Annotated in this window: 25 protein-coding genes and 2 pseudogenes; 4 read left to right on the top strand and 23 right to left on the bottom strand. The window is 50.0% G+C overall.

The features are described 5' to 3' along the window. Positions 1-50 precede the first annotated feature (50 nt). The gene (gene uxuA, locus OGX98_RS22590; RefSeq protein WP_286595950.1) at positions 51-1235 is read right to left on the bottom strand and encodes a mannonate dehydratase; all 1185 of its coding nucleotides are present in this window, start codon (positions 1233-1235) and stop codon (positions 51-53) included. Between the two features lie 261 nt (positions 1236-1496). Here uxuA and gntP point away from each other — a divergent pair, with 261 nt between their 5' ends. Further along, entirely contained in the window at positions 1497-2840 is a 1344-nt protein-coding gene (gntP, locus tag OGX98_RS22585; RefSeq protein ID WP_038636883.1) for a gluconate permease GntP, read from the top strand. A gap of 52 nt (positions 2841-2892) precedes the next feature. Here gntP and OGX98_RS22580 read toward each other — a convergent pair whose 3' ends face one another. Genes OGX98_RS22580 through OGX98_RS22570 form a run of 3 tightly spaced genes read right to left on the bottom strand, consistent with a single transcriptional unit; the run spans position 2893 to position 5738 of the window. Next, positions 2893-3588 (bottom strand): LutC/YkgG family protein, encoded by a 696-nt coding sequence (locus OGX98_RS22580; protein ID WP_048222170.1) that lies wholly within the window; start codon positions 3586-3588, stop codon positions 2893-2895. Next, positions 3581-5008: a LutB/LldF family L-lactate oxidation iron-sulfur protein gene (locus OGX98_RS22575; protein ID WP_286595949.1), complete on the bottom strand. Its 1428-nt coding sequence runs from the start codon at positions 5006-5008 to the stop codon at positions 3581-3583. The genes OGX98_RS22580 and OGX98_RS22575 overlap by 8 nt, the downstream gene beginning before the upstream one ends. 10 nt (positions 5009-5018) lie before the next feature. Further along, entirely contained in the window at positions 5019-5738 is a 720-nt protein-coding gene (locus OGX98_RS22570) for a (Fe-S)-binding protein (protein WP_045439330.1), read from the bottom strand. 581 nt (positions 5739-6319) lie between these two features. On the opposite strand from OGX98_RS22570, the gene OGX98_RS22565 reads away from it, so the two are divergent. After that, positions 6320-7873 (top strand): L-lactate permease, encoded by a 1554-nt coding sequence (locus OGX98_RS22565; protein WP_045439327.1) that lies wholly within the window; start codon positions 6320-6322, stop codon positions 7871-7873. A gap of 458 nt (positions 7874-8331) precedes the next feature. On the opposite strand, the gene pdxY is transcribed toward OGX98_RS22565, so the two are convergent. The 4 genes and pseudogenes from pdxY to OGX98_RS22545 form a co-directional block, all read right to left on the bottom strand. Next, positions 8332-9189, bottom strand: coding sequence for a pyridoxal kinase PdxY (gene pdxY, locus OGX98_RS22560; RefSeq protein ID WP_045439325.1), 858 nt, complete (start codon positions 9187-9189; stop codon positions 8332-8334). A gap of 11 nt (positions 9190-9200) precedes the next feature. Next, positions 9201-10466 carry an aromatic amino acid transporter gene (locus OGX98_RS22555; RefSeq protein ID WP_045439321.1) on the bottom strand — a complete coding sequence of 422 codons (1266 nt, stop codon included), beginning with the start codon at positions 10464-10466 and terminating at the stop codon, positions 9201-9203. Between the two features lie 188 nt (positions 10467-10654). Then, positions 10655-12025 carry a tyrosine phenol-lyase gene (locus OGX98_RS22550; protein WP_045439318.1) on the bottom strand — a complete coding sequence of 457 codons (1371 nt, stop codon included), beginning with the start codon at positions 12023-12025 and terminating at the stop codon, positions 10655-10657. 921 nt (positions 12026-12946) lie between these two features. Further along, positions 12947-13571: pseudogene (locus tag OGX98_RS22545) on the bottom strand (HNH endonuclease). Positions 13572-13711: 140 nt separating this feature from the next. On the opposite strand from OGX98_RS22545, the gene OGX98_RS22540 reads away from it, so the two are divergent. After that, positions 13712-14584 carry a phosphorothioated DNA-binding restriction endonuclease gene (locus OGX98_RS22540; RefSeq protein ID WP_225760425.1) on the top strand — a complete coding sequence of 291 codons (873 nt, stop codon included), beginning with the start codon at positions 13712-13714 and terminating at the stop codon, positions 14582-14584. Positions 14585-14712: 128 nt separating this feature from the next. Here the strand turns inward: OGX98_RS22540 and OGX98_RS22535 are convergent, their stop codons facing one another. The 15 genes and pseudogenes from OGX98_RS22535 to OGX98_RS22465 all read right to left on the bottom strand — a co-directional run bounded on the left by OGX98_RS22535 (position 14713) and on the right by OGX98_RS22465 (position 23878). Further along, the gene (locus OGX98_RS22535) at positions 14713-15510 is read right to left on the bottom strand and encodes a helix-turn-helix transcriptional regulator (protein ID WP_094107516.1); all 798 of its coding nucleotides are present in this window, start codon (positions 15508-15510) and stop codon (positions 14713-14715) included. A 116-nt stretch (positions 15511-15626) separates the two neighbouring features. Then, positions 15627-15902, bottom strand: a complete 276-nt coding sequence (locus OGX98_RS22530) for a type II toxin-antitoxin system RelE/ParE family toxin (RefSeq protein WP_094107515.1) — start codon at positions 15900-15902, stop codon at positions 15627-15629. Between the two features lie 3 nt (positions 15903-15905). Continuing rightward, the gene (locus tag OGX98_RS22525) at positions 15906-16154 is read right to left on the bottom strand and encodes a CopG family ribbon-helix-helix protein (RefSeq protein ID WP_000535213.1); all 249 of its coding nucleotides are present in this window, start codon (positions 16152-16154) and stop codon (positions 15906-15908) included. 76 nt (positions 16155-16230) lie between these two features. Then, complete coding sequence (locus OGX98_RS22520) at positions 16231-17064, bottom strand: DUF4942 domain-containing protein (RefSeq protein WP_032676675.1); 834 nt, start codon at positions 17062-17064, stop codon at positions 16231-16233. Between the two features lie 114 nt (positions 17065-17178). Beyond that, positions 17179-17520, bottom strand: a complete 342-nt coding sequence (locus tag OGX98_RS22515) for a TA system toxin CbtA family protein (protein WP_286595948.1) — start codon at positions 17518-17520, stop codon at positions 17179-17181. Positions 17521-17555: 35 nt separating this feature from the next. Beyond that, positions 17556-17882: a type IV toxin-antitoxin system YeeU family antitoxin gene (locus OGX98_RS22510; protein ID WP_106107569.1), complete on the bottom strand. Its 327-nt coding sequence runs from the start codon at positions 17880-17882 to the stop codon at positions 17556-17558. Between the two features lie 44 nt (positions 17883-17926). Continuing rightward, positions 17927-18400: a RadC family protein gene (gene radC / locus OGX98_RS22505; RefSeq protein WP_191028156.1), complete on the bottom strand. Its 474-nt coding sequence runs from the start codon at positions 18398-18400 to the stop codon at positions 17927-17929. Between the two features lie 69 nt (positions 18401-18469). Then, complete coding sequence (locus OGX98_RS22500; RefSeq protein ID WP_094107512.1) at positions 18470-19288, bottom strand: DUF932 domain-containing protein; 819 nt, start codon at positions 19286-19288, stop codon at positions 18470-18472. Between the two features lie 111 nt (positions 19289-19399). Then, positions 19400-19633 (bottom strand): annotated as a pseudogene (locus OGX98_RS22495) (DUF905 family protein). A gap of 14 nt (positions 19634-19647) precedes the next feature. After that, on the bottom strand, positions 19648-20667 hold the full coding sequence (locus OGX98_RS22490) for an Ivy family c-type lysozyme inhibitor (protein ID WP_286595947.1): 1020 nt from the start codon (positions 20665-20667) through the stop codon (positions 19648-19650). A gap of 49 nt (positions 20668-20716) precedes the next feature. Continuing rightward, positions 20717-20932 (bottom strand): hypothetical protein, encoded by a 216-nt coding sequence (locus OGX98_RS22485; RefSeq protein ID WP_042944388.1) that lies wholly within the window; start codon positions 20930-20932, stop codon positions 20717-20719. A gap of 11 nt (positions 20933-20943) precedes the next feature. After that, positions 20944-21093, bottom strand: coding sequence for a hypothetical protein (locus tag OGX98_RS22480; RefSeq protein WP_001458941.1), 150 nt, complete (start codon positions 21091-21093; stop codon positions 20944-20946). A gap of 1 nt (position 21094) precedes the next feature. Further along, positions 21095-21802: a helix-turn-helix transcriptional regulator gene (locus OGX98_RS22475; RefSeq protein ID WP_094107510.1), complete on the bottom strand. Its 708-nt coding sequence runs from the start codon at positions 21800-21802 to the stop codon at positions 21095-21097. A gap of 214 nt (positions 21803-22016) precedes the next feature. Next, complete coding sequence (locus OGX98_RS22470; protein WP_286595946.1) at positions 22017-22892, bottom strand: GTPase family protein; 876 nt, start codon at positions 22890-22892, stop codon at positions 22017-22019. 107 nt (positions 22893-22999) lie between these two features. After that, positions 23000-23878 carry a hypothetical protein gene (locus OGX98_RS22465; RefSeq protein WP_094107508.1) on the bottom strand — a complete coding sequence of 293 codons (879 nt, stop codon included), beginning with the start codon at positions 23876-23878 and terminating at the stop codon, positions 23000-23002. A gap of 500 nt (positions 23879-24378) precedes the next feature. Between OGX98_RS22465 and OGX98_RS22460 the strand changes: the two genes are divergently transcribed. Beyond that, a complete protein-coding gene (locus OGX98_RS22460; RefSeq protein WP_004108780.1) occupies positions 24379-24585 on the top strand; it encodes a helix-turn-helix transcriptional regulator in 207 nt (68 codons plus the stop codon). The last annotated feature ends 28 nt before the right edge of the window (positions 24586-24613 follow it).

The following is a 24613-nucleotide window of genomic DNA, read 5'->3' as shown; positions in this document are numbered from 1 at the left end:
GGAAGAGAAAAGAACAAAGCCGGCACGGCACGTCGCCCTGCCGGTCTGGTTTAGCGGCTAAAAAAAGCGCGCTGAATAGCCATTTCAACGCCACGGACTTCCGCCAGCCCTTTCAGGCGCCCAATCGCGGAATAGCCAGGGTTGGTTTTCTTTTTCAGATCGTCGAGCATCTGGTGACCATGATCCGGGCGCATCGGGATCAAATCCTCCTGGCCCTGGGCCCTACGGCGATGCTCTTCTTCCACGATTGCCTTCACTACTTCGTACATGTCGACATCACCATTGAGATGCGCCGCTTCATGGAAGGTTTTCGGGTTGTCTTCACGCAGTGTCGACCGAAGATGGGTGAAGTAAATACGCGGACCAAACTGCTTGATCATATCGACCAGATCGTTGTCTGCGCGAACACCGTAAGAGCCGGTACACATGGTGAAACCGTTGGCCATGCTGCTGACCGTATCGACCATCCATTGCATATCTTCCACGGTGGAAACAATACGCGGCAGGCCGAGGATTGGGCGCGGCGGATCGTCCGGATGTACCGCCATGCGTACGCCCACTTCTTCCGCGACCGGGATAATCGCCTTCAGGAAGACGGCGAAATTCTCACGTAGCGCGGCTTTATCAATATCTTTATAACGCTCAAGGTGCTGGCGGAACTGATCGAGGGTATACCCTTCTTCCGCGCCCGGCAGGCCGGCGATGATATTGCGGGTCAGACGGGCCTTATCTTCATCACTCATGGTCGTGAAACGTTGATTCGCCTGGGCGATTTCTTCAGCGCTGTAGTCGGCTTCTGCGCCTGGACGTTTGAGGATATGCAGCTCAAATGCGGCAAATTCAATCTGATCAAAACGCAACGCTTTGGAACCGTCCGGCAGAACATATTCCAGATCGGTACGTGTCCAGTCGAGAACAGGCATAAAGTTGTAGCACACAGTACGAATGCCACACTGTGCCAGATTGCGCAGTGACTGCTGGTAATTGGCAATCCACTGAAGATAGTTACCGGAACGGGTTTTGATATCTTCGTGGATTGGCACGCTCTCCACGACTGACCACACCAGACCCGCCTGTTCAACAATGGCTTTACGCTTCTGGATCTCATCAACTGACCATACTTCCCCGTTCGGGATATGGTGCAAAGCAGTAACAACGCCCGTCGCCCCCGCCTGACGTACATCAGCTAAAGTGACCGGATCGTTCGGACCATACCAGCGCCATGTCTGTTCCATGCTCTATTCCTCATTTACGTAATGGGCTCGACAATATGGCACATAAATTCCTCTTTTTGGTATGACATGTCAACCTGAATAGGAATATTGGTTAACCAAATCACAATAATGGCGATGTTTGCCAGTGATGACAAAACCCAAAACCATATCAGCAGTGCAAATCTGTAACGCAATGTGACATTCATCGCATCAATGGTTAACCAATTTATATAACATCTCAACCAAAATCATAATGGTTCAACCAAAGAAGGCAGACGTTTTATGCACGTTCTCAATATTCTGTGGGTAGTATTCGGCATCGGTCTGATGCTGGTTCTCAATTTAAGATTCAAAATAAACTCAATGGTCGCCTTGCTATTGGCGGCGCTCTCCGTCGGTATGCTGGCGGGCATGGATTTAATGGAACTGCTGCACACCATGAAGTCCGGCTTTGGCAGTACGCTGGGGGAACTGGCGATTATCGTGGTGTTTGGTGCGGTTATCGGCAAGTTGATGGTCGACTCCGGGGCGGCACATCAGATTGCCCATACGCTGCTGGCGCGCCTCGGTCTGCGCTATGTACAGCTATCGGTGATCATTATTGGCCTGATCTTCGGCCTGGCAATGTTCTATGAAGTGGCCTTTATTATGCTGGCTCCGCTGGTGATCGTCATTGCCGCCGAAGCGAAGATCCCGTTCCTGAAACTGGCTATCCCTGCCGTCGCCGCCGCAACCACCGCGCACTCGCTGTTTCCACCTCAGCCGGGACCGGTAGCGCTGGTCAACGCCTATGGCGCCGATATGGGCATGGTTTATATCTACGGTATTCTGGTGACGATCCCAAGCGTGATCTGTGCGGGGCTGATCCTGCCGAAGTTCCTCGGTAATCTTGATCGCCCGACGCCTTCATTTATGAAAGCCGATGTGCCGGTTGACCAGAATAATTTGCCGTCATTCGGCGTGTCAATTCTGGTGCCGCTGATCCCGGCGATCATTATGATCTCCACTACCATCGCCAATATCTGGCTGGTTAAAGGGACTCAGGCCTGGGAAGTGGTGAACTTCTTAGGTTCTTCTCCGATTGCGATGTTCATCGCTATGATTGTCGCCTTTGTGCTGTTCGGTACCGCGCGTGGCCATGACATGCAGTGGGTAATGAACGCCTTTGAAAATGCGGTGAAAAGCATCGCGATGGTGATCCTGATTATCGGTGCGGGCGGCGTACTGAAGCAGACCATTATCGATACCGGCATCGGTGATACGATTGGCATGCTGATGTCACACGGCAACATTTCACCGTACATCATGGCGTGGCTCATCACCGTACTTATCCGTCTGGCAACCGGCCAGGGCGTCGTGTCAGCAATGACCGCCGCGGGGATTATCAGCGCAGCGATCCTCGATCCCGCAACGGGTCAGTTAGTGGGCGTCGATCCGGCATTACTGGTACTGGCAACGGCGGCGGGCTCCAACACCCTGACCCATATCAACGATGCCTCATTCTGGCTGTTCAAAGGTTACTTTGACCTGTCAGTGAAGGACACGCTGAAGACCTGGGGTTTACTGGAGCTGGTTAACTCCGTGGTCGGCCTGATTATCGTATTGATCATCAGTATGATTGCATAATATTGTCATTCCGCTCTGGCCTTCAGTGCCAGAGCGTTCATCAACAAAAATCTCAACAATCCTCAATAATCAGATACACCGCCTTCACCGGACCATGCACCCCAACCACCTTAATCAGCTCAATATCCGCCGTTGAACTCGGCCCACTGATGATGTTAATGCACGACGGCATACGCTCACCGGCCAGCGCTTTCTGATGCAGAATTTCTGCCAGCTGCGCCACGCGCGGCAGGATGGTGCTTTTGCGCAGGACAAAAATAGAAGACTCCGGCAGCAGGCTTAATGAGCGTCCGCGCTCGGGTGCAGAAAAGAGGACCACACCGCCCGACTCCGTTAAGCCATACTCGGCATACACCACCCCGACTTTCGCCTGCTCGGCCTGGGTAATATTCTCCTCGCCACGGGCCGGGTCCCAGACCACGGCGTTACATTCCTGTTTCAGGCGCTCGCTGATCCCCAGAACTGCCAGCCGACTGTCGCCGCTAAGCACCACCGATTGCTGACCAAGTTCTTCACACAGACGTAATGCCGCGTCTGCCGCCTGCGCTTCACTGGTCAGTTCGCAGCGTGCCAGCATGACATCAGTAGCGAACTGGATAAAGGCATCACAACGCTGCTGCTGGTTGAGTTCAGTCAGTCGCTCGTTCGCATAGTTGTTAACCGGTGCCGCATCTGGTTCCGGTACAAATCGCACCTGCCGACCCAACGCTCCGGCGATAGTGTTTAAAAACGCGGTACGGTTATCCATTCTTTTTATCCTCCGCCTGATGTTTTCTAAACCAGCTACGGAAACTCTCTCCGTCAGCACCAGGAAGATCGCGTGACTCCATCCAGTCGTTAATGGCTCCCACCTTAAGCGGTGTTTTTCCACCATTAATAAACCAGCTCGCCGCATGGGCTCCCGCCATCATCCCGACTTTCCACAACCCTGGATGGCTATTAGCATACGCAAACATTTTGATCGCCCGCCGCTCCGCTTTCGGGGTAATGCCCTGCTCCGCCATTACTCTGCGATGACGCAGAATCAGTTTAGAAAGAGGGATATGCACCGGACATACGCTGTCGCAAGCCGTGCATAATGAACAGGCGTAAGGCAGATCTTTAAAATCCTTATAACCGCCGAGCAACGGAGAAATCACCGCACCAATAGGACCTGGATAGATAGAGCCATACCCGTGCCCACCAATATGGCGATATGCCGGACAGGTGTTCATACAGGCCCCGCAGCGTATACAGCGCAGCACGTCACGAAACTCAGAACCAAGCACCTGCGAGCGCCCGTTATCCACAATGACCAGGTGAAACTCTTCCGGCCCGTCAACGTTATCCGCCTCACGCGGACCGGTAAGCCAGGTATTGTAGCCTGTCAGACGTGCGCCAACAGCACTACGCGCCAGCATGGTGATGAGCACATCAACATCAGCAAACGTCGGTGCAATACGCTCCATTCCCATCACCGCAATGTGCGTTTTCGGCAATGTGGTACACATCCGCGCATTACCTTCGTTGGTGACAAGGCAAACAGAGCCGGTCTCCGCCACGGCGAAATTACACCCGGTGATCCCGATTTCGGCACTGAGAAAATCTTCGCGGATCTTCTGACGGATAAATAAAGTCATTGCTTCGGGCGTTTCCGGGCCGTCGTAGCCCAGGCGTTCGTTTAGCACGCGGCGGATCTGATACCGATCTTTATGGATAGCCGGAACCACCACATGCGAAGGAGGATCCTGATCCAACTGGAGAATATATTCACCCAGATCGGTTTCGATCACCTGGATTCCGGCATCCTGCAACACATGGTTGATACCGATTTCTTCAGTCACCATCGACTTTGACTTCACCACTTTGCGCGCATTTTTACTCTGCGCGACCTGCAAAATGTAGCGGGTGGCCTCTTCTTTGGTCTTCGCAAAAAAGACGTGGCCGCCATTTTCGGTCACTTTCTCGGAGAGTTGATACAGATAAGCATCGAGCTTACTCAGAACATGGTCACGGATCTGGCTGGCCCGGTCGCGCCACGCTTCCCAGTGCCCTAATTCGTCGACCATTTTTTGGCGATTCGCACCGATACGCTCCTGCGCATTGGCCACAGCTTTGCGCATAATCGGATCTTCGATTTGCTGACGAATGCGCATCTTGAACTCTACATCGCTGGTTTTTATCGACATACTTTTCTCCTCAGCGGCTCATCAGCACTTCAGCAATATGCATCACTTTGACCGGCTGGCCTTCTCGCTGCAGACGGCCACCGATGTTCAGCAAACAACTGACATCAGCACCAATCAAATATTCCGGACGGGCATCCATCATGTGGACGACTTTCTCTTTCACCATCTCGCCCGATATTTCGGCCATTTTGACCGAGAAAGTACCGCCAAAGCCGCAGCAGGTATCCTGATCGGCAAACGTCAACAGCTCCAGACCACGCACATTTTTCAGTAGCGTAAGCGGTTCTTCCTTCACGCCCAGCTTGCGAGTCAGGCTGCAGGACGGATGATAAACCGCCTTCCCTTGCAAACTGGCCCCCACATCAACTACCCCCAACTTGTTAACGATAAAGGAGGTGAGATCCTGCATGCGCGCAGCAACCTTTTCCGCACGCAGCGCCCATTCAGGCTCATCGACCAGATACGCCGGATAGCTTTTCACCGCGTAAGTACAAGAGCCTGCCGGAGAGATTATCGGGTCATCATTATCTTCCATCGCGGCGATCAGGTTTTTCATCCCCGGAATCGCTTCTTTGATATAACCACTGTTGATGGCTGGCTGGCCGCAGCACCCTTGTTTCTCAGGGAAATTAACGCGGCAGCCCAGTTTTTCCAGCAGCAATACGGAATCACGTGCCATCCGGGACTTCAGCGCGTCACCAATACAGGTGACAAAGAAATTTACATTCACAATAACTACTCCATTGCTTCATTTCTATTTATTGCGCTTGATATCGCTATATCAAGCAAAGGTTCAGCCGTGTATCACGCCCAGTTTTTCGGTTTTTTTGGTTTTACTAATGACTGAGTTCATAGTGATGCCCGGATCGTTTTCCGTTGGTGGCGACTCTCCGCTTCTTATATCAGGACAATCGCAAACGTCTGTATTTTCATTTGTATGACAAAACCAAATAATCCTCTAATCAACAAGCATATGCAATACCCATGTTTATTTCTTTCGGCCTTGCTCACATTTTTATATTGGAAACCATAGCGTTATTAAAACCTTAAAAACAGTTTCAGGTGATGACTAATCTCGTCATTATCATTATTAAAAAGGTTATTAAATAACTACTTATAGGTATTTGCCTTACTCTTAAGTGTATTTATCTGGCAGCAGCCTTTAATTAAAAGATTACAATAGTTACAAAACTATTAATCATAATTACTTTATTCACTGAAGCGATTCAGTTTGCATACTTTATTTATACGCCAATGTAGCCTTTCCGCCATAAATATAAATCAGGTTTAATGAACCAAGCAGGAATAATAATGAACGAATATTTTATGTTTGCCCTGGCACTATCTCCTTTACTGCTAATGGTATTTTTAATACTGAAATTGAAAATGCCCATCCATTATTCTGTGTTGATCTCTCTGGTATTCACCGCCGCGCTATCAGCGATATTCTGGGCGATGCCAGTACAGAATCTGAAAGCCGCGATAGGCTATGGCGCACTGAAGGGATTATGGCCGATAGTGATTGTGATCCTCGGGGCCATATTCAGTTATAACGTGATGCAGGCGACAAAAGCGCTGGATATTCTCCGCGATATTCTCGCCAGCATCAGCGAAGATAAGCGAATTCAGGTACTGCTTATTTCGTGGTGCTTTGGGGGATTTCTTGAAGCTGCGGCAGGTTACGGCACGGCGGTCGCAATCCCTATCGGCATTCTCATCGCACTGGGATTCAATCCGCTGAAAGCAGCCATTGCCTCTCTCGTGGCGAACACCGTACCGACGGCTTTCGGTGCGGTCGGTATTCCGGTCTCTATCCTCGCTGAACAGGTTAACCTGTCGGTTTATACTTTAGGCGGGACGATTATTCTGCAGTTAGCCCTGTTTAATATTCTGCTGCCGTTTGTCATTGTCTGCATTATTGGCGGTGGCTTGAAAGCCCTCCGCGGCGTATTCCTTATCACTCTGATATGCGGCATCACTACGCTTATCCCACAATATTTTGTCGCGATACATCTTGGCGCAGAATTACCCGCTTTTGCCGGCAGTCTGGTCAGTCTTTTCGCCGTCGCCATCGCGGGTCGATTGCGTAACGGGAAAACAGATCCCGAGTGGCGTATTGAGGTCAGCCATACCCGTGAAACGACTCCGCGCTCAGCAAAGGTGCTGTTTCGGGTCGGTTCAATCTACATGTTGATTTTTATCTTTATTCTGCTGTGCTCTCCATTATTCCCGGCGGTAAAATCGGCGGCTTCTCAACTGGCTTCAGTACTGCATTTCACGCTGGCTGACGGTAAATCTCTGGCGCTAAAAATCGAATGGATCACGACACCCGGAATGCTGATCATCTTTGCGACCATTATTGGTGGTTTTATTCAGGGGGCATCCGCTCGCGGTATGCTGGAAGTCTTTGGCAAAACCGTGTTCCAGCTCAGGAACTCCATCGTCGCCATTATGGCGATCGTCGCGCTGGCAACGGTGATGGATCTCAGCGGTATTATCTCCACACTTGCCCAGTCCATTGTCGATCTGACCGGCAGCTCTTATGTCTTTATTGCACCGGTGATTGGCGCACTGGGAACATTTGTCACCGGCAGCGACACCAACTCGAATATTCTGTTTGGCAAATTGCAAACCATTGCTGCCAGTAAACTGAATATTGATCCTAACTGGCTGGCTGCGGCCAATACTTCCGGTGCAACCGGCGGGAAAATGATTTCGCCGCAAAGCATCGCCATCGCGGTTTCCGCGACCAAAATGGAAGGACAGGCTAACCAGATAATGTCCGGCACGATGAAATACTGCTGTGCCTACATTGTGATCCTGGGATTAAAGGTCGGCCTCTTTTATTACTGGTTTATGGCCTGAATTCTGTTGAAGGCTGGCGTTGTTCACAATCTATCCTCTTGTCAACCCCATCGAGGGTCTGGCGGTTTGTTGTTCATCAACCTGACCGCCCAGTGAACCAAAAGGTTTACACCGCCTTCGCGATAAGAACGAAGCGGCTGGCTTTACGATTTGTTGGCGCTGACTAAAATAGCGCCGATGTTTCAAATTGAGGATAGTTGTTATGTTGTTCTGGAAAAAGATGGTGAAGAAGTTCGACGCCTTCTCTGCGTTGATTCCACCACGCTACTTCCGGGTGTAAAGCCAGGCAGGCCTGTCAACGACAGGCCTGAGTCTTTCTCCCTGTTTTCTTCTTGCGCAGCCCGCATTTTCTTAACACCACTACCCGCATCCGCAGCCACGCAAAACGGTAGACCAGCGGATGCTGAAACCTGAGCAATGTCAGAAACATAGAGCCTCCCTTCGGCGCTCGCGATGCGCTATAGCACCGTCGCCCGATAACGAACCTGTGGATCCATTATCTGATAACGTGCTTCTATCAGCCGCAGTTCATACGAGCCACGCTCTTTGGTCAGATGCATCACCGAATCCACAATACTGGTGGTTCGCTCCAGCGCCTCTTTATCCTCAAAACCGTTGAGCAACGAGGCCAGCATGACGCTGCATATCAGATCCCCAACGCCGACGGGCATTTTGGCAAAGGTATACAGCGGTCTGGCTATATGTAATGTCTGTTCCGGTGTGACCAGCAACATTTCAAACGCCTGTTTGTCGCACGAGCAATCACCGAGATGCTTCACCAGAACCTTCTTCACGCCCCACGCCACCAGTTGCTGCGCCGCTGCAACCACCTCGTCAAAGCTGCGTAGTTGTCTGCCCGTCAGCACACCCAGCTCATAGAGATTCGGTCCCATTATGTCGGCCAGTTGAATGGCGTCATCAACAAAAAAGGACTCGACACCCTGGGCCACAATGCAGCCTTTTTGCGGGTCACCCATTACCGGATCGCAAAAATAGAGCGCCTGCGGATTGCGCTGGCGGATGGTCGTCACCGCGTGCTTCACCTCTTCGCAATGCCTTTTATCGCCGAGATAACCAGACAGTACGGCATCGCACTGCGCGAGCTTTTGCAGGTCATCCAGTCCGCTGATGATCGCACTCAATTCACCGTGCGGCATTGCCATCCCCTGCCACATCCCGTACTGGGTATGGTTAGAAAATTGCACGGTGTAAAACGGCCAGACATCAATGCCGGAGAGCTGCATTGGCAACACCGCGGCTTTATTGCCGGCATAGCCGTAAACGACTGACGACTGAACAGACAACACGTTTTTCATTTTCACTCCGTCTAACGAAACGTTGGCAGCAGACCAAATACGTCCAGAACAACCGTCAGATAAACAATTCCCCCGCAAACAATCACAAGGTTGAGCACCGTGTTATTGCAGGGCGCGGTATAGCTGGCAGTCGGAAAACGTTTACGTGCAGCCTTCACCAGGAAAGGTGGCAGGATCACGCTCCAGATGGTGAAGGCCAGACCGGCGTAGCCAATCGCGTGTACAAAACCATTCGGAAAGAAGAAGCAAACAGCCGCTGGCGGGAAATAGGTCACCAGCGCGGTTTTCAGACGACCGACGCCGTTATCCGGGAAGTGAAACAGATCCGCGATATAATCAAACAGGCCGAGCGTCGCCGCCAGCAGGGAGCTGGCTACGGCAAAGTTGCCGAAGAATGTCAGGATCAGATCCATATAGCGGCTGGTAAACAATCCGCTGATAGCCTCGACAAACACATCAATATTTCCACCTTTGGCAATAATCGGCGGGAACTCAGCGCGGCTGATATTGCCCATCGTTACACCCAGCCAGAAAATATACAGTAGCAGAGCAAATAGCGTTCCAATGATGATGGAGCGCGTAATATTGCGAACCCCTCCTGTGCCATACAGCTTAACCAGGCTCGGCACGTTGCCATGGAAACCAAACGAAATAATGCAGAATGGCAGCGTCATCAAAATATAAGGAATGTACTGCGAGCCCGGTATTGCCACCGCTACGCTATCGATGAGCTTCGCCACTTCGATATGGCCGACCAATCCGGAGAAAGTGGCAAAGAACGCCACAAATTTACCGATAATCAACACGGTAGTGATCCGCCCGACCAGCAATGAGCTGTACCATGCGATTGCGCCAACTAACATACTGACGATCACCACCGATATATTCGCCGGAAATCGCACGCCACTATATTTAAATACGGTTTGCGCCATCACCGCCGATGACCCGGAGATATAGGCATAGGTCAGAATATAGAGTACAAAGCCAAAAGCGATACCCACCACGATATTCCACTTGCGGCCTAATAAATCCTGAGTAAATGTATTGAAACTGGCACCAGCGCCATAATGCAGATTAACTTCTACCAGCATCAACCCGGTTAATAACATCATGATGGCAATAAAAAGAAGAATAACAGAGGCACCGGGGAACCATACGCCTGCCATCGCAATCGGCAGAGAAAACATCCCACCACCCACTACGGTCGCGATAACCAACATGGTTCCGCTAATCAGTCCGGGGGTACTACTTTGTCGCTCAATGGCGTTAATATCCATGATAAATGTTCCTGTAGACTATTAGTTATAATTACAGCTGTCATTTGTACATCATGCGGATAATAAAAATGTTGGAGTCAGGGTTTGCTTTTTTTATGTCTGTCACGGTAACGGGCACCGCAAAGGCTTCCTGTTCATGGAAAATGAATACAAAAAAGCCCCATCAAAAGATGGGGCCAGAAAAAGATTTAGATATAATCAAAACGTGCAGTAAAGAAGCGAAGCTGCTTCGGCTCATAAATAAACTTCAGCCCGCGAATATCTTCTTTATGCTGGTAAAGTTTAATGATGCCGTCAGCTACCACATCCATATGCGCGTAAGTATAAACACGGCGCGGAATAGTCAGGCGTACTGTTTCCAGTTTCGGTCTGTGGTGTTCACCAGTCACATTATTACGGCCCGCAGAGATAATACCGCGTTCCATACTACGCACCCCGGTCTCTACATAGATGCTTGCGGCAAGGCTTTGTGCCGGGAATTCGTCCTGCGTCAGATGCTCACAGAAGCGACGCGCATCAAGGAATACCGCATGGCCGCCCACTGGTTCAACAATCGGTACACCGGCTGCTTTCAGTTTGTCACCCAGGTAGCGAACCTGCTTCACGCGATGCTCAATATACTCATACTGCATGGCTTCACGCAGGCCAATCGCCATCGCTTCCATGTCGCGTCCGGCCAGACCACCGTAGGATGGCATTCCTTCATAAACCACGACTAACTCTTTGGCAGAAGAGAACATTTCGTCATCGTTCATGCACAGGAAGCCGCCGATGTTCACCAGACAGTCTTTTTTACCACTCATGGTACAACCGTCGGCATAGCTGAACATCTCATGCACGATTTCTGCGATGCTCTTGTTCTCAAAGCCCTGCTCTTGCTCTTTGATAAAGTAGGCATTTTCTACGCAGCGGGTTGCGTCGTAGAACACTTTAATGCCATGTGTCTGAGTCAGTTCACGCACCGCACGCATATTGGCCATTGAGACCGGCTGCCCGCCCGCGAGGTTAACCGTTACCGCCAGACAGATATAGGCAATATTCTCTGCGCCTTTTTCGTCAATCAGTTTTTGTAATTTTTTAAGATCGATATCACCTTTAAAAGCAATATTAAGACCGGCATCGTGCGCTTCGTCACGAACGATATCAACAAACACCGCTCCATTTTTTTCCTGGTGATAACGAGTGGTGGTGAAATACATATTACCGGCAACATACTGCCCCGGCTTAATTGCCAGTTGCGATAACAGGTTTTCCGCGCCGCGGCCCTGGTGAGTAGGAACAATATGTTTAAAGCCAAAAAGCTCCTGCACCGTTCTTTCCAGATGATAGAAGTTTTCGCTGCCCGCGTATGCTTCATCACCCATCATCATTCCGGCCCACTGCTTGTCGCTCATTGCGTTGGTGCCACTGTCAGTCAGCAGGTCAATATAAATATCTTTTGAATTTAACAGGAATGTATTGTAACCCGCTTCCTGCATTTTTTTAAGGCGCTCATCACGCGGGATCATAGATACAGTTTCAACGCTTTTAATACGGAAGGGTTCTGCCGGATAATTCATTTTGTTTCTCCAGTAACAGTGGTCATGTACGTATTAATGTGAAGTAAAGCATACCTGGCTCATCAACAGAATCTGATGAAATATAACTATTCGCCTCCTGATTCAGGGGGAGAAATAATGTGGAGGCACTATGCAAGATTTGATTGATTATGGAAATAGTCAGGTCAACATTAATCACTGGCAATAATTTAAAAAGCTGTAAATATGAGTGATGAAAATCACATATATTTTTTTTACCCATTCATATTCAACAAGTTTTTTTTTGCCTTTTGATTTGCAGTTTGCCATCAGATGTCGTCGAGGAGGGGAAATACTGAAAACTTAACTTTCCAGGCTGTTCTCATAATGTATTGGCGAATGAGTACACCCCGTTTTGTGAGAGTCGGATCACTTCACAGGATTATAATTGTGATTCACATCACTAAAAGTGTAAAGCAAAGTGTACAAAACACTGTAGTTTCATAGTTTGCTATTTACTTCAGTGATTTAGATCTCATTTTATACCTGATGCAGACAGGTGTTGTTTTCTGGAACGTGATTCTGCTTGGGCAGGCAAATGGAGATGGAGTTATCGGATGAACAATACCGTATATCCGCATATTTATTGGGATGGGAAGGGTTTTCTCTTATTCTTAATAACGAGTTAATGACTCTTATTAGATCTTATTTTCACCTGGATTTTATCCTTTTCACTGAAGTAATTTACAGGTGTTTTTATTAGGGCGATGCGAAGATGCGGATAATAGAAGGTTGCATCGTGTTGACCATCTGCGGACTCAAACCCGAAACGTCTGAATGCGCGCAGTGGAAAAGTTGTCGGTGCATAAAAAAAGCAAGTGCGGGGTTTATAGGAGTGATTGCGGGGAAGCGTTAAAAGGGGATGAGCTGGTAAAAGCGCCTGCGGGCGCCTTTATTGAGCCTTTAGCACAGCATATTTTTCAGTTCTTCTGGGGTATACGGCGGCATGCGACGGTGCAGCATGGCATGACAGTTTGGACACTCGGGGATCAGGTCATTGATGGGGTCAAAGCGGTAGTTTTCTTTAATTGCCGATAAGGGTACCAGGTGATGAACATGGATAAACCCTTCGGCAATCTTGCCGTAGACCTTTGACATATCGATGCTACACACTTTGCACTGACAGCCGTGATGGCGAAGCGCCACCTGTCGGGCATTGCGGTCGCGCTCATAGCGATTCACGGTCACCTGAGTCGCTGCCCCCTCTATATATTCAGTTTGCGCCTCGAGTTCTTCAGGGAAGATCGTGTCACTCACCGCCGCAGCACGATTTTTATCCTGAACAATATAAAAACCTTGCTCAGTCAATAATCTGACGCATTTCGAACTAATACCGCCGGAGAAATCCTGAGGGGTAAACGCTTTGCCCGTCAAAAGCGTCGCTGCAATTCCGGCAATGGTTTTTGATGGATAGCGACGCCCCTGAAATTCCAGCTCGTAATTTGAAACGGTGCGAAAAGCCCGAGTCATAGGCGTGAATGGCCTTGATAATGTACTCGCGCGGCAGCGTGTCAGGGAGTTCATTCATGGGTCAGGTTCCTTTAACCAAAGGCTTTCTGAAATAACGGCAAGCGATAAAGTGACGTCGATAGTGTATCGGCCTCACTCCTCTTGATCAGGTTATATTTTGCGAGCATCATCGCAATTATTTACCTGATAATGAAATCAATGACTTCCAGTAAAACTCTGCAACAGGCAGTTGCCGACATCACCATCTGGCGTAAAGGCGAGCAGCGTGCGCCGCACAAGCCTCTGCTGCTGCTTCATGTGCTGGCGGGTTATCAGCAGGGCCACGGTCGCCTGTTTGACTACGGTTCGGAAGTTCGCGACCCTTTGCATAGCCTACTGGAGCGATTTGGACCACAGCGCGCGCAGTACCGCCCGGATATGCCCTTCTGGCGCTTACAGGGAGATGGATTCTGGGAGCTACAAAATGCCGAGCAATGCTCAACATCCGGTAGCAACAAACAGCCCCCTGCCGGAGAATTGGTGGCACACAACGTTGCCGGAGGCTTTGATGAACAACATTTTTCCCTGCTGAAAAAGAGCAAAAACCTCATCAACACCCTGGCACAACAAATTCTTGAGGCACACTTCACCGAAAGCATTCAGGAAGAGATCGCGGATGAACTGGGATTTGATATCCTGCAAATCCGCAAACAGCGGGACCCGTTGTTCCGCCAGCAAGTTCTGCGCGCTTATAACTATGAATGCGCCATTTGTGGCTTCAATATGCGCCACGATAGCACTTCAGTTGCGCTTGAAGCCGCCCATATCAAATGGAAACAGCACGGCGGCCCGTGCGAGATTTCAAACGGCCTGGCGCTGTGCGCAATTCATCATAAAGCCTTTGATAAAGGTTCGATTGGGCTGGATGAAAGTATGCGGGTTCAGGTGTCACCCGCAGTGAATGGCAGCGGCATGGTGGGCAGACTGTTCTGGGATTTCGACGCTAAGCCGATAGCACTACCGATGGTGCGCGAAAACTACCCAAAAGAAGGTTTTTTGGAGTGGCACAGGAAGGAGGTGTTTCGGGGGTGAGTGCGAAGGCCGCACCGCGATTTACGCCATAACCAATTGAAATAAATGAATTTATAAAAACAAGGGATCACGATGTATACTCACATGTATACTCAACGCGATTCCCTGTGAATACAGCTAGCTAAAAATTACTCTTCATCATCTTCCACAGGTTCTAACGCGTCAAGCGCGACTCGCACCATAGCGATAGAACCAATACGGATGAAAGCATCTTCTCCGTCTTCGTCGGTTATCATAAAACGATCCGTGGTTTCAGGCTCGCAATCCAGCGTGTCAAAAAACGCATTCAACTGGCCGATATCATCCGTCTTTTCGTTTTGCGGAGCATCAGGCTCAACACTTAGTGGAATCACTGGTCCGCCATTTACCAGCGTGATATGGACATTAAAATAATCGTCTTCGTAGGCATCATCCTCTTTGTCAACGATTGGCCGCAGACCATCAGACAGAAACTGATGAAATACCACTTCACGCATATTTAACGCATAACGATACTCGGAAGAATCAAAAACGAAGAAGCGTTCTGTGTTTGGGGTGTTTTTTTCCTGAAAATAATAATAAAACCTCCGCTTATCCGCTGCTGAAATGGGCAACAACAAATAGTCCTGCTGCCCCTGTAGCCAAAGTTTTACGGTCCAGAGACCGCTATCCATTTCAATACCTCTTGTGGCTATCGCCTCAAGATCTTCATCGGTTTTACGACGCTTCTTGCGGAAGTCGTTTATCAACCGATCGCTTTCCGGGAACACTACGTTTAGAGGTTTATCCAGGGCATTGCATATTGCCTGTGCAAGACTCAGCTTTGCCGCAACCTTCCCGGTTTCGATACGCTGAATTTGTTGCTGGCTGGTGCCGACCATAAATGCCAGCTCGCGCTGAGTGATAGATAGCTGGGTACGGAGCTGTTTGATGTTGTTCTGTAACATGGCATCCATCCTTCAGAAGGAGTAGAAAGTGCCATTAAAACACAAAATTGAGTAAAAAACACAGAGCTGTGTTTTTTACTCATTCATCAGCACTCATGGACGAAAAGAAAATCTTTTCATCGTTCTTCTTTGGTATGCCAAAGATCCACGATATAGATGTCATTATCGCGAAGTTCGTAGTGAACCTCGTAATCATCGAATAACACTTTTCGGACCTCACGAGGTTCATACCGAGTCTGCTGTACGCCAATTGCCGGATGCGCTGTAAGACCAGCACAACCAGTAATCAGGCGATCCAAAACCTCATCGGCGTGCTGGCGGCTGTACTGAAGGGCAAAACGGTAGATACGCTCCAGGTCATCCTGAGCTTTAAGCGTCCAGTAAACTTCCATTTATCAGGATTTCTTTAAGCGATTAGCAAAATCCACCATGTCCGAGTGGCTCACCACGCGACCAGCATCCACATCGGCAAGACCGGCCTGAATGCTCTGATGACGCCGTTCTCTTTCGGCCAGCATACTGGTCAACGCTTCTTTAATAATCCAGCTCTTAGAACGGTCCAACTCAATTGCCAGATTTTCAACAGCAGCAGCCAACTCAACGGGTATCTGTGCGCTGATGGTTTGTTTAGTAAGCGAACCCATAGGGATTACCTCCGTCAATAACATTTAATAACTCCTATTAAGATTAGCATAGAGGTGCCTATAAAAACATCACATCTCATTTCGCAGGCAACATCCCCGGAAAGTGCTTCGCCACAATGTCATTCATCTTTTCTACCAGATCCAGACGTTTGAACGTGATATGCCCGCTGCCCTTCTGAAAGTAGCGAATAGTGAACAACTCATCTTCGAAAATCTGCTGATGCGGATTATCGCGCACAAAATCCATAAACCGGATGGAGACATCATGCCGGTTATCGGGAATGGTTTTACCATCCAGCAGGTAGAGCATTCGCTCCAGATCGGCTAACTGGTCGCGCCGCCACCCCCAGTTCAGACTGAAGCCCCATCTGTCATGCTTCACCAGATTGTTGACGATAATCTTCTTACCGAAATAACAGGGATTATTGGTTTTGTAGTCCCAGCTTAACCCTTTAAAGACATTGATAATCCCACGTTCGAAAACATCCTGCTTATTGTGGTGGAGTTGTTCAAAGGTACTTAGGATGTTGGCTTCACTGATGGCCGGAAGATCGCCCTCTTCGAGGTTTTTAGCCCACTGGCTGCGGGCTTCGGCATCCATCAAGGTCAACATCCCGGACTTCAGCATGAGATCGCGCCAGATACTGCGGTCGATATTGCGGGTAATCACCGGCATCGCTTTATCTACTGGTTGCATCAGCCAGCAGTCAAAGGAATGGCCCTGTCGCATCGCCCAATGCTCCGCCACATCACCACCGATGCTGGAGGTTAGCCGTGAGATATCATCAAGCTTATGGATCAGGATTTCTATCAGGCTCAGCGCAGCATCACGTCCTGTGACAATGCGTTCGATACTGGTTGAGCAAATTAGCTCATTATGGTCAGTTAAGACTTCAGCTTCTGTTTGCATGATTTTTGTCCGTATAAAAGCAAACACGCCTGCCGGGAGTGGCAGGCGCATTATGCAATGAGTAAATAAGGAAGACAGATCGGGAATGTAATTCGGGATGGAGGCTCGCAAGATTCAGCGTGTCGAAAGATTATGGCTTTGTCGTAACAGACCCGTTGCCTGTCTCGCCCGCAAAATATCTACTGCCCGAAGATAAGGCGATTGTTCCTGCCAGCTAAACCCTCTGCGATCGATACGAATCAGTTCGTACTTTTCCACCAGAAAGTTAACGGCATCAGCCAGTGTGATACCGGCGTTAATATGTTCCTGAATGACTGTTTCATCGCAGAATGGCGTGTCGTCCAGAGCCAGACCATAGTGTTGCTCCAGCAGACGGGTGAGTAGCGTTTGCCAGACAACTACGGGCGTCGGGCATGGCTTAGCCACCCGCTGAGTTGATGCAGGTAAAGTTTTCATGGGGTTGTTCTCGTTAAGGTTGAGGCTAAAATCGGTCAGCGTTGAGTGGGGTAAATGACAATGTAGACGTAACCATAAGAGCCAAGCGTGTCAGCTTCACAGGTAAATCCATCATGGTACAGGGTGACACAATGTGCATAACGGGGGTTTAGTTCCCCGGAGAGTAGCATTAACTCCATCTGCTCCACGAAATGCGGAAATGCTGCATTCAGTTTGCGGCTCTCAGCTTCATTAAAAATGCCGGTGACACCGGCCCGGTCAGCCAAGTAATGCAATTGATTTCCTTCCTGTACCAGTCGTGCTCCTACACGCGGCGTGATATCGCGTCGAAGCCCCCATTCGATGGGATCGTTTTTCTCCATCATTTCCTCCTGTTTTATATCCGTTAAGTAGGTGAAATTTCTCGCTACAGCCAGCCCCGTTCAGCAAAAGACAATATTTCGCCATTACCGATAATGAAATGGTCCAGCACCCGAACCTCGACCAGACCCAGAGCGTTTACGATTTGGGCGGTGATGGTTCTGTCTGCCTTACTTGCATCCGTAATCCCTGACGGATGGTTATGGGCGACTATCACCGCTGCTGCGTTATGGCGCAGTGCAGATTTTACAATTTCACGGGGATGAACTTCGGTATGGCTGATCGTGCCGAGAAATAGAGTTTCGTGTTCCAGCAGGCGATGTTGATTATCGAGGTAGAGTACGATAAAGACTTCTCGTTCCTGTCGCGCCAGATGCAGTTGTAGCCAGGTTTTCGTACAATTCGCGGCAAGAAACTGTTTACCAGGCTGGCGCAGGTATTTCTCCAGCAGGCGCATAGCGCGACGGATAATACGTTGCTCATTCGCTGGAAAAGCCGGAGGTAATATCAGTTCAGACATGGAAAATCCTTAAAATAAAAAGCCCCATAGCAACAAGCTACAGGGCTATAAACGAGATGAGTATGTGGTTCATGAGGCGAGCTGTAGCATATTTTCAGCCATCACCCACAACGCGCGATTGAGCTTTACATCGCCGTCGATTCCTTTCACAGCACGAGTATGGGTGCGCTTTCCTTTGGTCGTTAGTCCCGACAGGCCGCCTTTAATCAGGTTTTCCTGAATACGCTGGTAAGTGGTCCACAGGTCGTCACTTTCGTCCTGCCAGCGGCGTGGAGAAAGGATTTGCGATTCCGTCACCGGGTGATGCTCCTCACCAAAGCGATAAGTTAATGCCGCTTTAGCCATTGCCTGCTGGGCGGGGGGCGGTAACAAAAGTGACTGCATGGCATCGCGCCTCTCCTCCACCCGGTCAAATATCCCCAGCACTTCATAAGCCCCTTCAATGACTTTCTCCACCACGTTGCCTTTATGTGGCACACGCACCTCTCCAAAACTCTCACCACAAATCAGTCCATTTTGGCAAACCGATCTGAATAGCCCCGGCAGCATCTGGTACGAGCTGGAACCATCGTGGCTGTTTAGGAGAATGATTTCCGGCACCTGCTTGCCGGTGATTTGCCCCTCTCGACGCAGGCGCAGCATGTGTTTAGTGTGCTCTCTCTTACTCTGGTCGCGCACACGGGTCTGGCAGGCAAAGAACGGCTGAAAGCCTTCACGTTGCAGGTTGTCGAGCAGGGTAATGGTGGGGATGAACGTGTATTTATCGCTTCTGGAAGCGTGCTTACCTTCCCCGAAGACGCTGGGGACAACCTGCATCAGTTCTTCGCGGGTTAAGGGGCGGTCGCGGCGGATCTGGTTTGTCCGCCCAAAACGGCTGGCTAAGCGCATGGTTAATTCCTTATGGTTGATTTAACGGCATAAACAAAAAAGCCATGTCCTCCCGATGGGAACATGGCCAGTAGGTCATATGGTTAACGTTCGGGCGAGGCCCGTGGTGAGTCAGCCTCTGGGGATACCGTGGCTGAGCAGATAGCAGTTAAGCCATTCCCCGGCACTGGCTTCAAAACTTCATACCCGCCAGATCAACTGCCCGTTGTGGTCGCGAATGACCAGCCGAAAATGCGTACCCTGGTCATCTTCAATAGCGACGTTCTGATACGCCACTACCACGACATCGGCCTGCCTGCGGGTAAAGGGCCCATCGGACAGCAGCAGATTGCCAGCGTCTGGCATGTGAATACTCCTGATTAATGGCATAAAACAAAAAGGCCATGCTCCCGAAGGAACATGGCCTGATGACTGGTTTTATCGCTGATGCTCTCAGTTCTGCTGATTTTTTTCCTTAACCTTTGACCACGAAGGGCGTCGGCTACCGGAAATTCCTTGCGCATTGACCAGTAACCAATCGGGAACTGCTTCACAAGCACCCCGTTGATACCGATATCGACGGACAGATACTGGCCGTTGTTAATACTACCCTTGCGGATATACGCATCCGGGCTGCATGTGCCGGTATCGTACTGCTGCCATGATGCGGTATCGCGGGCGACAACATAAAAATCACCGAAAGCACAGCCCGTCGCGGATTTACGATTCAGAACGGCAACGTAATACTTCGTGTTGGCGATAATGGTACAACTGCTGTTCTTACCACCACAGACCTGCCATAACGATTTTCCGCCATCCCCTTTAAAGGTCCAGATGGTGTCGGCCGGGGCTCCGTCCGCTGGCGCCGTGGGTATTGTGGGCAAGGCAGACGGTAACGGTGTTTTCTCCGCAATGGCGTCGGCATTACCGCGCAACAGTTTCGCCTCTTCTGCCGGTGGTTTCCCGACCCAGCGTGCCTGACCGTCAACGTAGAAACCCAGAACCTGATGCGTACCCGGCGAATATAAAAAACGCAGATAATGGTCGCCACAGTTCCCCTGCTCACACAGCGAGCCCTGAAGCCATTGCCTGCCACCGACGGTGACGGGCTCCAGCGTCTCTTCCGGCCCGTTCAGACTGCCATCCGGTCCCAGTACGTTACGGATACCCGCCTGCTGTAAGGCCGATTCCATATCTTTTTTCCAGACGGGGTCGGCGCGGTAAAGGTCGGCAGGATACGGACAGGTCCCGTTGTAGCCGTTTTCCTGAGTATCAGGCTGACACTGAATCGCCTGAGCCGCTGTTTTCACCCGGGAGGCAGCATAACTGCTGTTAACCACAACAAGCAGGCCGAGCGCCAGCCATTTCGCACAGGTGGAAAGTTTTACCCTTTTCATCATTTTTATTTCCTGAAATAAAAACAGGGCCTGTCCCGGCCCTGTGGTGTCATTAACGGTCGTCCCGGTTACGCAGAATGCTGCGAGCCAGGCGCTTTTCCGTGATGGTAGTGCTGCTGAAAAAACCATCGTCAGTGGTTATCTTTCTCAGTTCAGCGCTGCTTTTGTCTTCCAGGCGGTCATGTATCGCCTTTACTTCACGTGCGCTGCTGAGTGCGTCTTTTGCCACTTCAGCCGCGAGTTTTCCGGCAGCCTTCCAGAATCCCATTGCCCCACCTTCTACAGATAGCCGTTGTCTTTGCCCCATTCACACCCGCAGTCCCGGCACATCCAGCCATCAGCCCAGGGGATGGTGTCGTGAGAGCCACAGTCCGGGCAGCGTTTGCCGGAAGTCGGGTTGCCGGGTGTGATACGTCTTATTTTCATCATGTTATCCTTCTGTTGCGGGTTGATGTAGTTCAGGGACGAAGCCGGACAATACTTCACCGATGAACCGGAAATGAGGTAATGCCTGTAAAAAATCCTGACGGGACAGGATGTCGTGCACGGTGGCATCAGGGGTAAAACTGTCGGGATGAAGCGTGACGGCGCGGATATCCGTCAGAGGAAGCGCGATGATGCGGGTCTGGATCGCCCCCGTTAGATACCAGTTACCGACGTGCAGAACCAGCCGGTAGGGGGCAATATCCGTATGGCAGCATCCGTTTCCGCGCAGGGTCACCTTCCTGCATTCCTGGACGGCATTCACCAGTTGGGTAAAAACCCCGCTATCGGTGACGGCCTGTGCGGAATGTCCCTGCCAGATAAGGCAGGGTGACTCTCCAGGCCCGCCCAGAAGCGAGCTGACCAGATGCCCGTCCAGCCCCGGAAAGAGCGCCTCAACACCTGACTGGCGGGCAAAGGTCATCACTGCCAGTTCCCGCTGACGACTACCCGACAGCAAACGGCAACGCCCATGACGGTACTCCAGGTCCAAATACATCAGTCGTTCACGAAAATCCCGGCGCAGGGTGCGAACCGACACGCCAAACTCGGCGGCCAGTTTGCGCATATCCAGCGTTTCGCCTGCCACCAGACGGCCAATAATCATCGACAGTCGGACGGCAAGCCGGTCATGGCGACGTTCAGCCTGATTCATAAGGCTTCGTTCTCCGGTTAGCTAATTCACTGAAAAGATGTGGGTTAGTGTAACAAGGGGGCGTGGCAGGGTATGGACACAGAAAGACGATTTTTTAAATCGGTCGATGTCAGGAATGGCGGGGGCTACCGGGGAATTTTGCTCTTTCCCCCCTGAGTAAAAGCCTGCAAACGGACAGGGTATGTCCGCACGTTAGTACAATGCCTGCTCGACATCAGAAGAAAATCCAGTCCCATACAGCCCGCGCAACCGACACCACCGCATCACGCACGGTGTGAATCACCGTTTTCAGTGGGGCGGGCAGGAACGACGATGATTCAGCCGTATCGAACATCCGGCCCACAGCCTCACCGAAGCCGTCACGCGCCTGCGACTTTACCGGCTCTGTGCAGAGCCTCCCGTGCAGCTGTGTCGCCACCGGGCTGGTGGCGCGGTCCGGCAGACAGCGCATCATGGTTGCCACCATCTCCTCCACGCCCCAGCCGCTGCAGGCGGACACCATGCAGACCGGATGATGTGGTTTAAACATTGCCGTAATCGCAGTCTGCTTCACCTTCAGGTTTTCCCATTGCTGCAGTGAAGGTGTACTGGTGTGGGTATCCCATTCGTGACAGGGTTCGATTTTGTCGGCCTGATTCAGCACGAACAGCACCTGCTGCCGGTAAGGTTGCATCACACCGTGCCAGAACTGCTCGTCCACCGACAGCGCCCGGTCGTCGGCCTTGATGACCCACAGCACCAGGTCTAACTCCGGCAGCATACGCCGGTACAGGGCGCGGTATTCATGGTCTCGTTGCCCGTTTTCTCCCACACCCGGTAAATCAACAATCACCAGACTGTGACGACCACTGCGCAGCCGGAAGCGCAGTACATCACGGGTGCAGGCGTTCACATCACTAACGGGGGAGACCTCGCCCCGGAAGAGTTCATTACAGAGCGAGGATTTACCGGCACCACTTTTGCCCATGATGCCAATCACCGGCTCGTAGTGGGTGAGGTTCTTAATACGTTCAAGAATGAGCTGGCGAAGCGTATCGGGAAGCGACGTCAGCGGTTGTTCAAGGGCCTGAAGGCCATGAGGTTTAGTCATACAGGGTTCTCAGCGTGAAAAACAAAAAATTCCCGCGCTTCGGTAAAGGAGGCGGGGGATTCACGGAGATAATATCTGTCTGAAATCTGTTAGAATAAACCTGTTGTCTATTTAAATTTACTGAGTGCCGTTTTAATTGCATGCTCAATAGCCGAGTCTCTCGATACACCTTTGCATGTGCAGTAATCAGCTAAAATATCGCGTGATTTTTGAGTTATATTTACATTCAGAGCTATCAGGTTTAGCTCAACTTTCTTCTTGTTTCTGTTTTTCTGGGTTGCCCACGCGCCCTTAAATTTCCTGTCAAACAACTCAACTGAATCAGGTAAGTGCAGGTTGTTTTTTCTCCAAATGAAATAACTGGTATAGCACCAAGCCATGACTTCTTCTGGAGACTCACCGCAAATTCGATTTAAACCTATTGGTGTATTATTTTTAATATAATCCTTCAGCCATGAACCAACATCTACTTTACTTGATCTTACATCTCTGAATAAATCATGACCATCCAGAAGGTTAGCCCATTCAATGCCTCTGTCTTTGATGAAATCATTTTGTGTGGTGAAAAATAAAGGCCAGTCATTAATACATCTACGCATGGCATCAACTCTTACATTATGGCTTGGCTGTAATAATTCCGGTGATAAAAAATCGGCATTATGCTCAACTTTATTTTTCTTCAGTTCCTCATAGAGTTCACAAACCAGCCATAAGCTCGCCCGTGGATCATTTCGATACCACTCTGTATCACTTTCAGATGGAAACATCCCTGAATAAAGGCGATCTGTTTCATAAAGAAAGGCATTAATATTATTTTCGGGTGTGTTAATACTCCGAAGATAAATAATGACTTTTTGCTGATATGAACGATAGTCGTTTTCACTTGCCCCGGCAGGAGGATGATAAAAATTCTTATCTAATGCCTCCCGTAGTCGTTTCTCCAGATGCTGTATCCTGCTCCGGTCATTGCCCGTTAACTTAACCATACTACCTCCAATCTTAAATCACTACGTGATTTCACGTAAATTAAAGAAGTTTTAGCATGGTTTCAGTAAGAATTTCAATCTATTTCACGTACATGAACTCGGGGGAAATAGGATTTTTGTGATGTGAATTACATTGTCTTTTTGTCTCTGTTAACAGGGTGGTGGTCACTTTTTTATGTCACTGCGTTCACTGCCAATGCTGAGAATCGTGTTCACCAGAGACTACTCCTGACGCTTTGCGCATCTGGCTGAGCTCCCCCCTTCTTTATGGTTAATTTACAACAGCCGCTGATCCCCGGCAATGATTCATTTCCAGGCGATAAAAGCATTAATAATGCGTCGACTTCCCGGTAAATAAATACCTATGTGAATACGGGGAACAGAGCAAAGGTCAATGTACCTCGCTTTTTTTACGTATCAGCCCGGTAGGTATGTCGGAGCAGTGGTCGTTATCAAACATCACTAATCCGGCTGACCTTTCTTAACCGGAGATACAAATCATGACTACCCGCCCTTCACTGACCGAAGACCAGTTCGTTGACATGGCATTTATCACTAGTCTGCTGCAAATGACAGATAAGTGGATTTATAAGCTCATTAAGGACGGAATCTTTCCCAAACCAATCAAACTGGGGCGAAGCTCCCGATGGTTAAAAAGCGAAGTCGAAAACTGGCTACAGGAGCGAATCGACCAGTCCCGCAAATAACCTCCCGCCAGACTAAACCCTCAGCAGA

This window comes from Citrobacter sp. Cm046, assembly GCF_030333065.1.
GTDB lineage: Bacteria > Pseudomonadota > Gammaproteobacteria > Enterobacterales > Enterobacteriaceae > Citrobacter > Citrobacter murliniae.
This window is presented reverse-complemented; position numbering and strand designations above follow the sequence as displayed.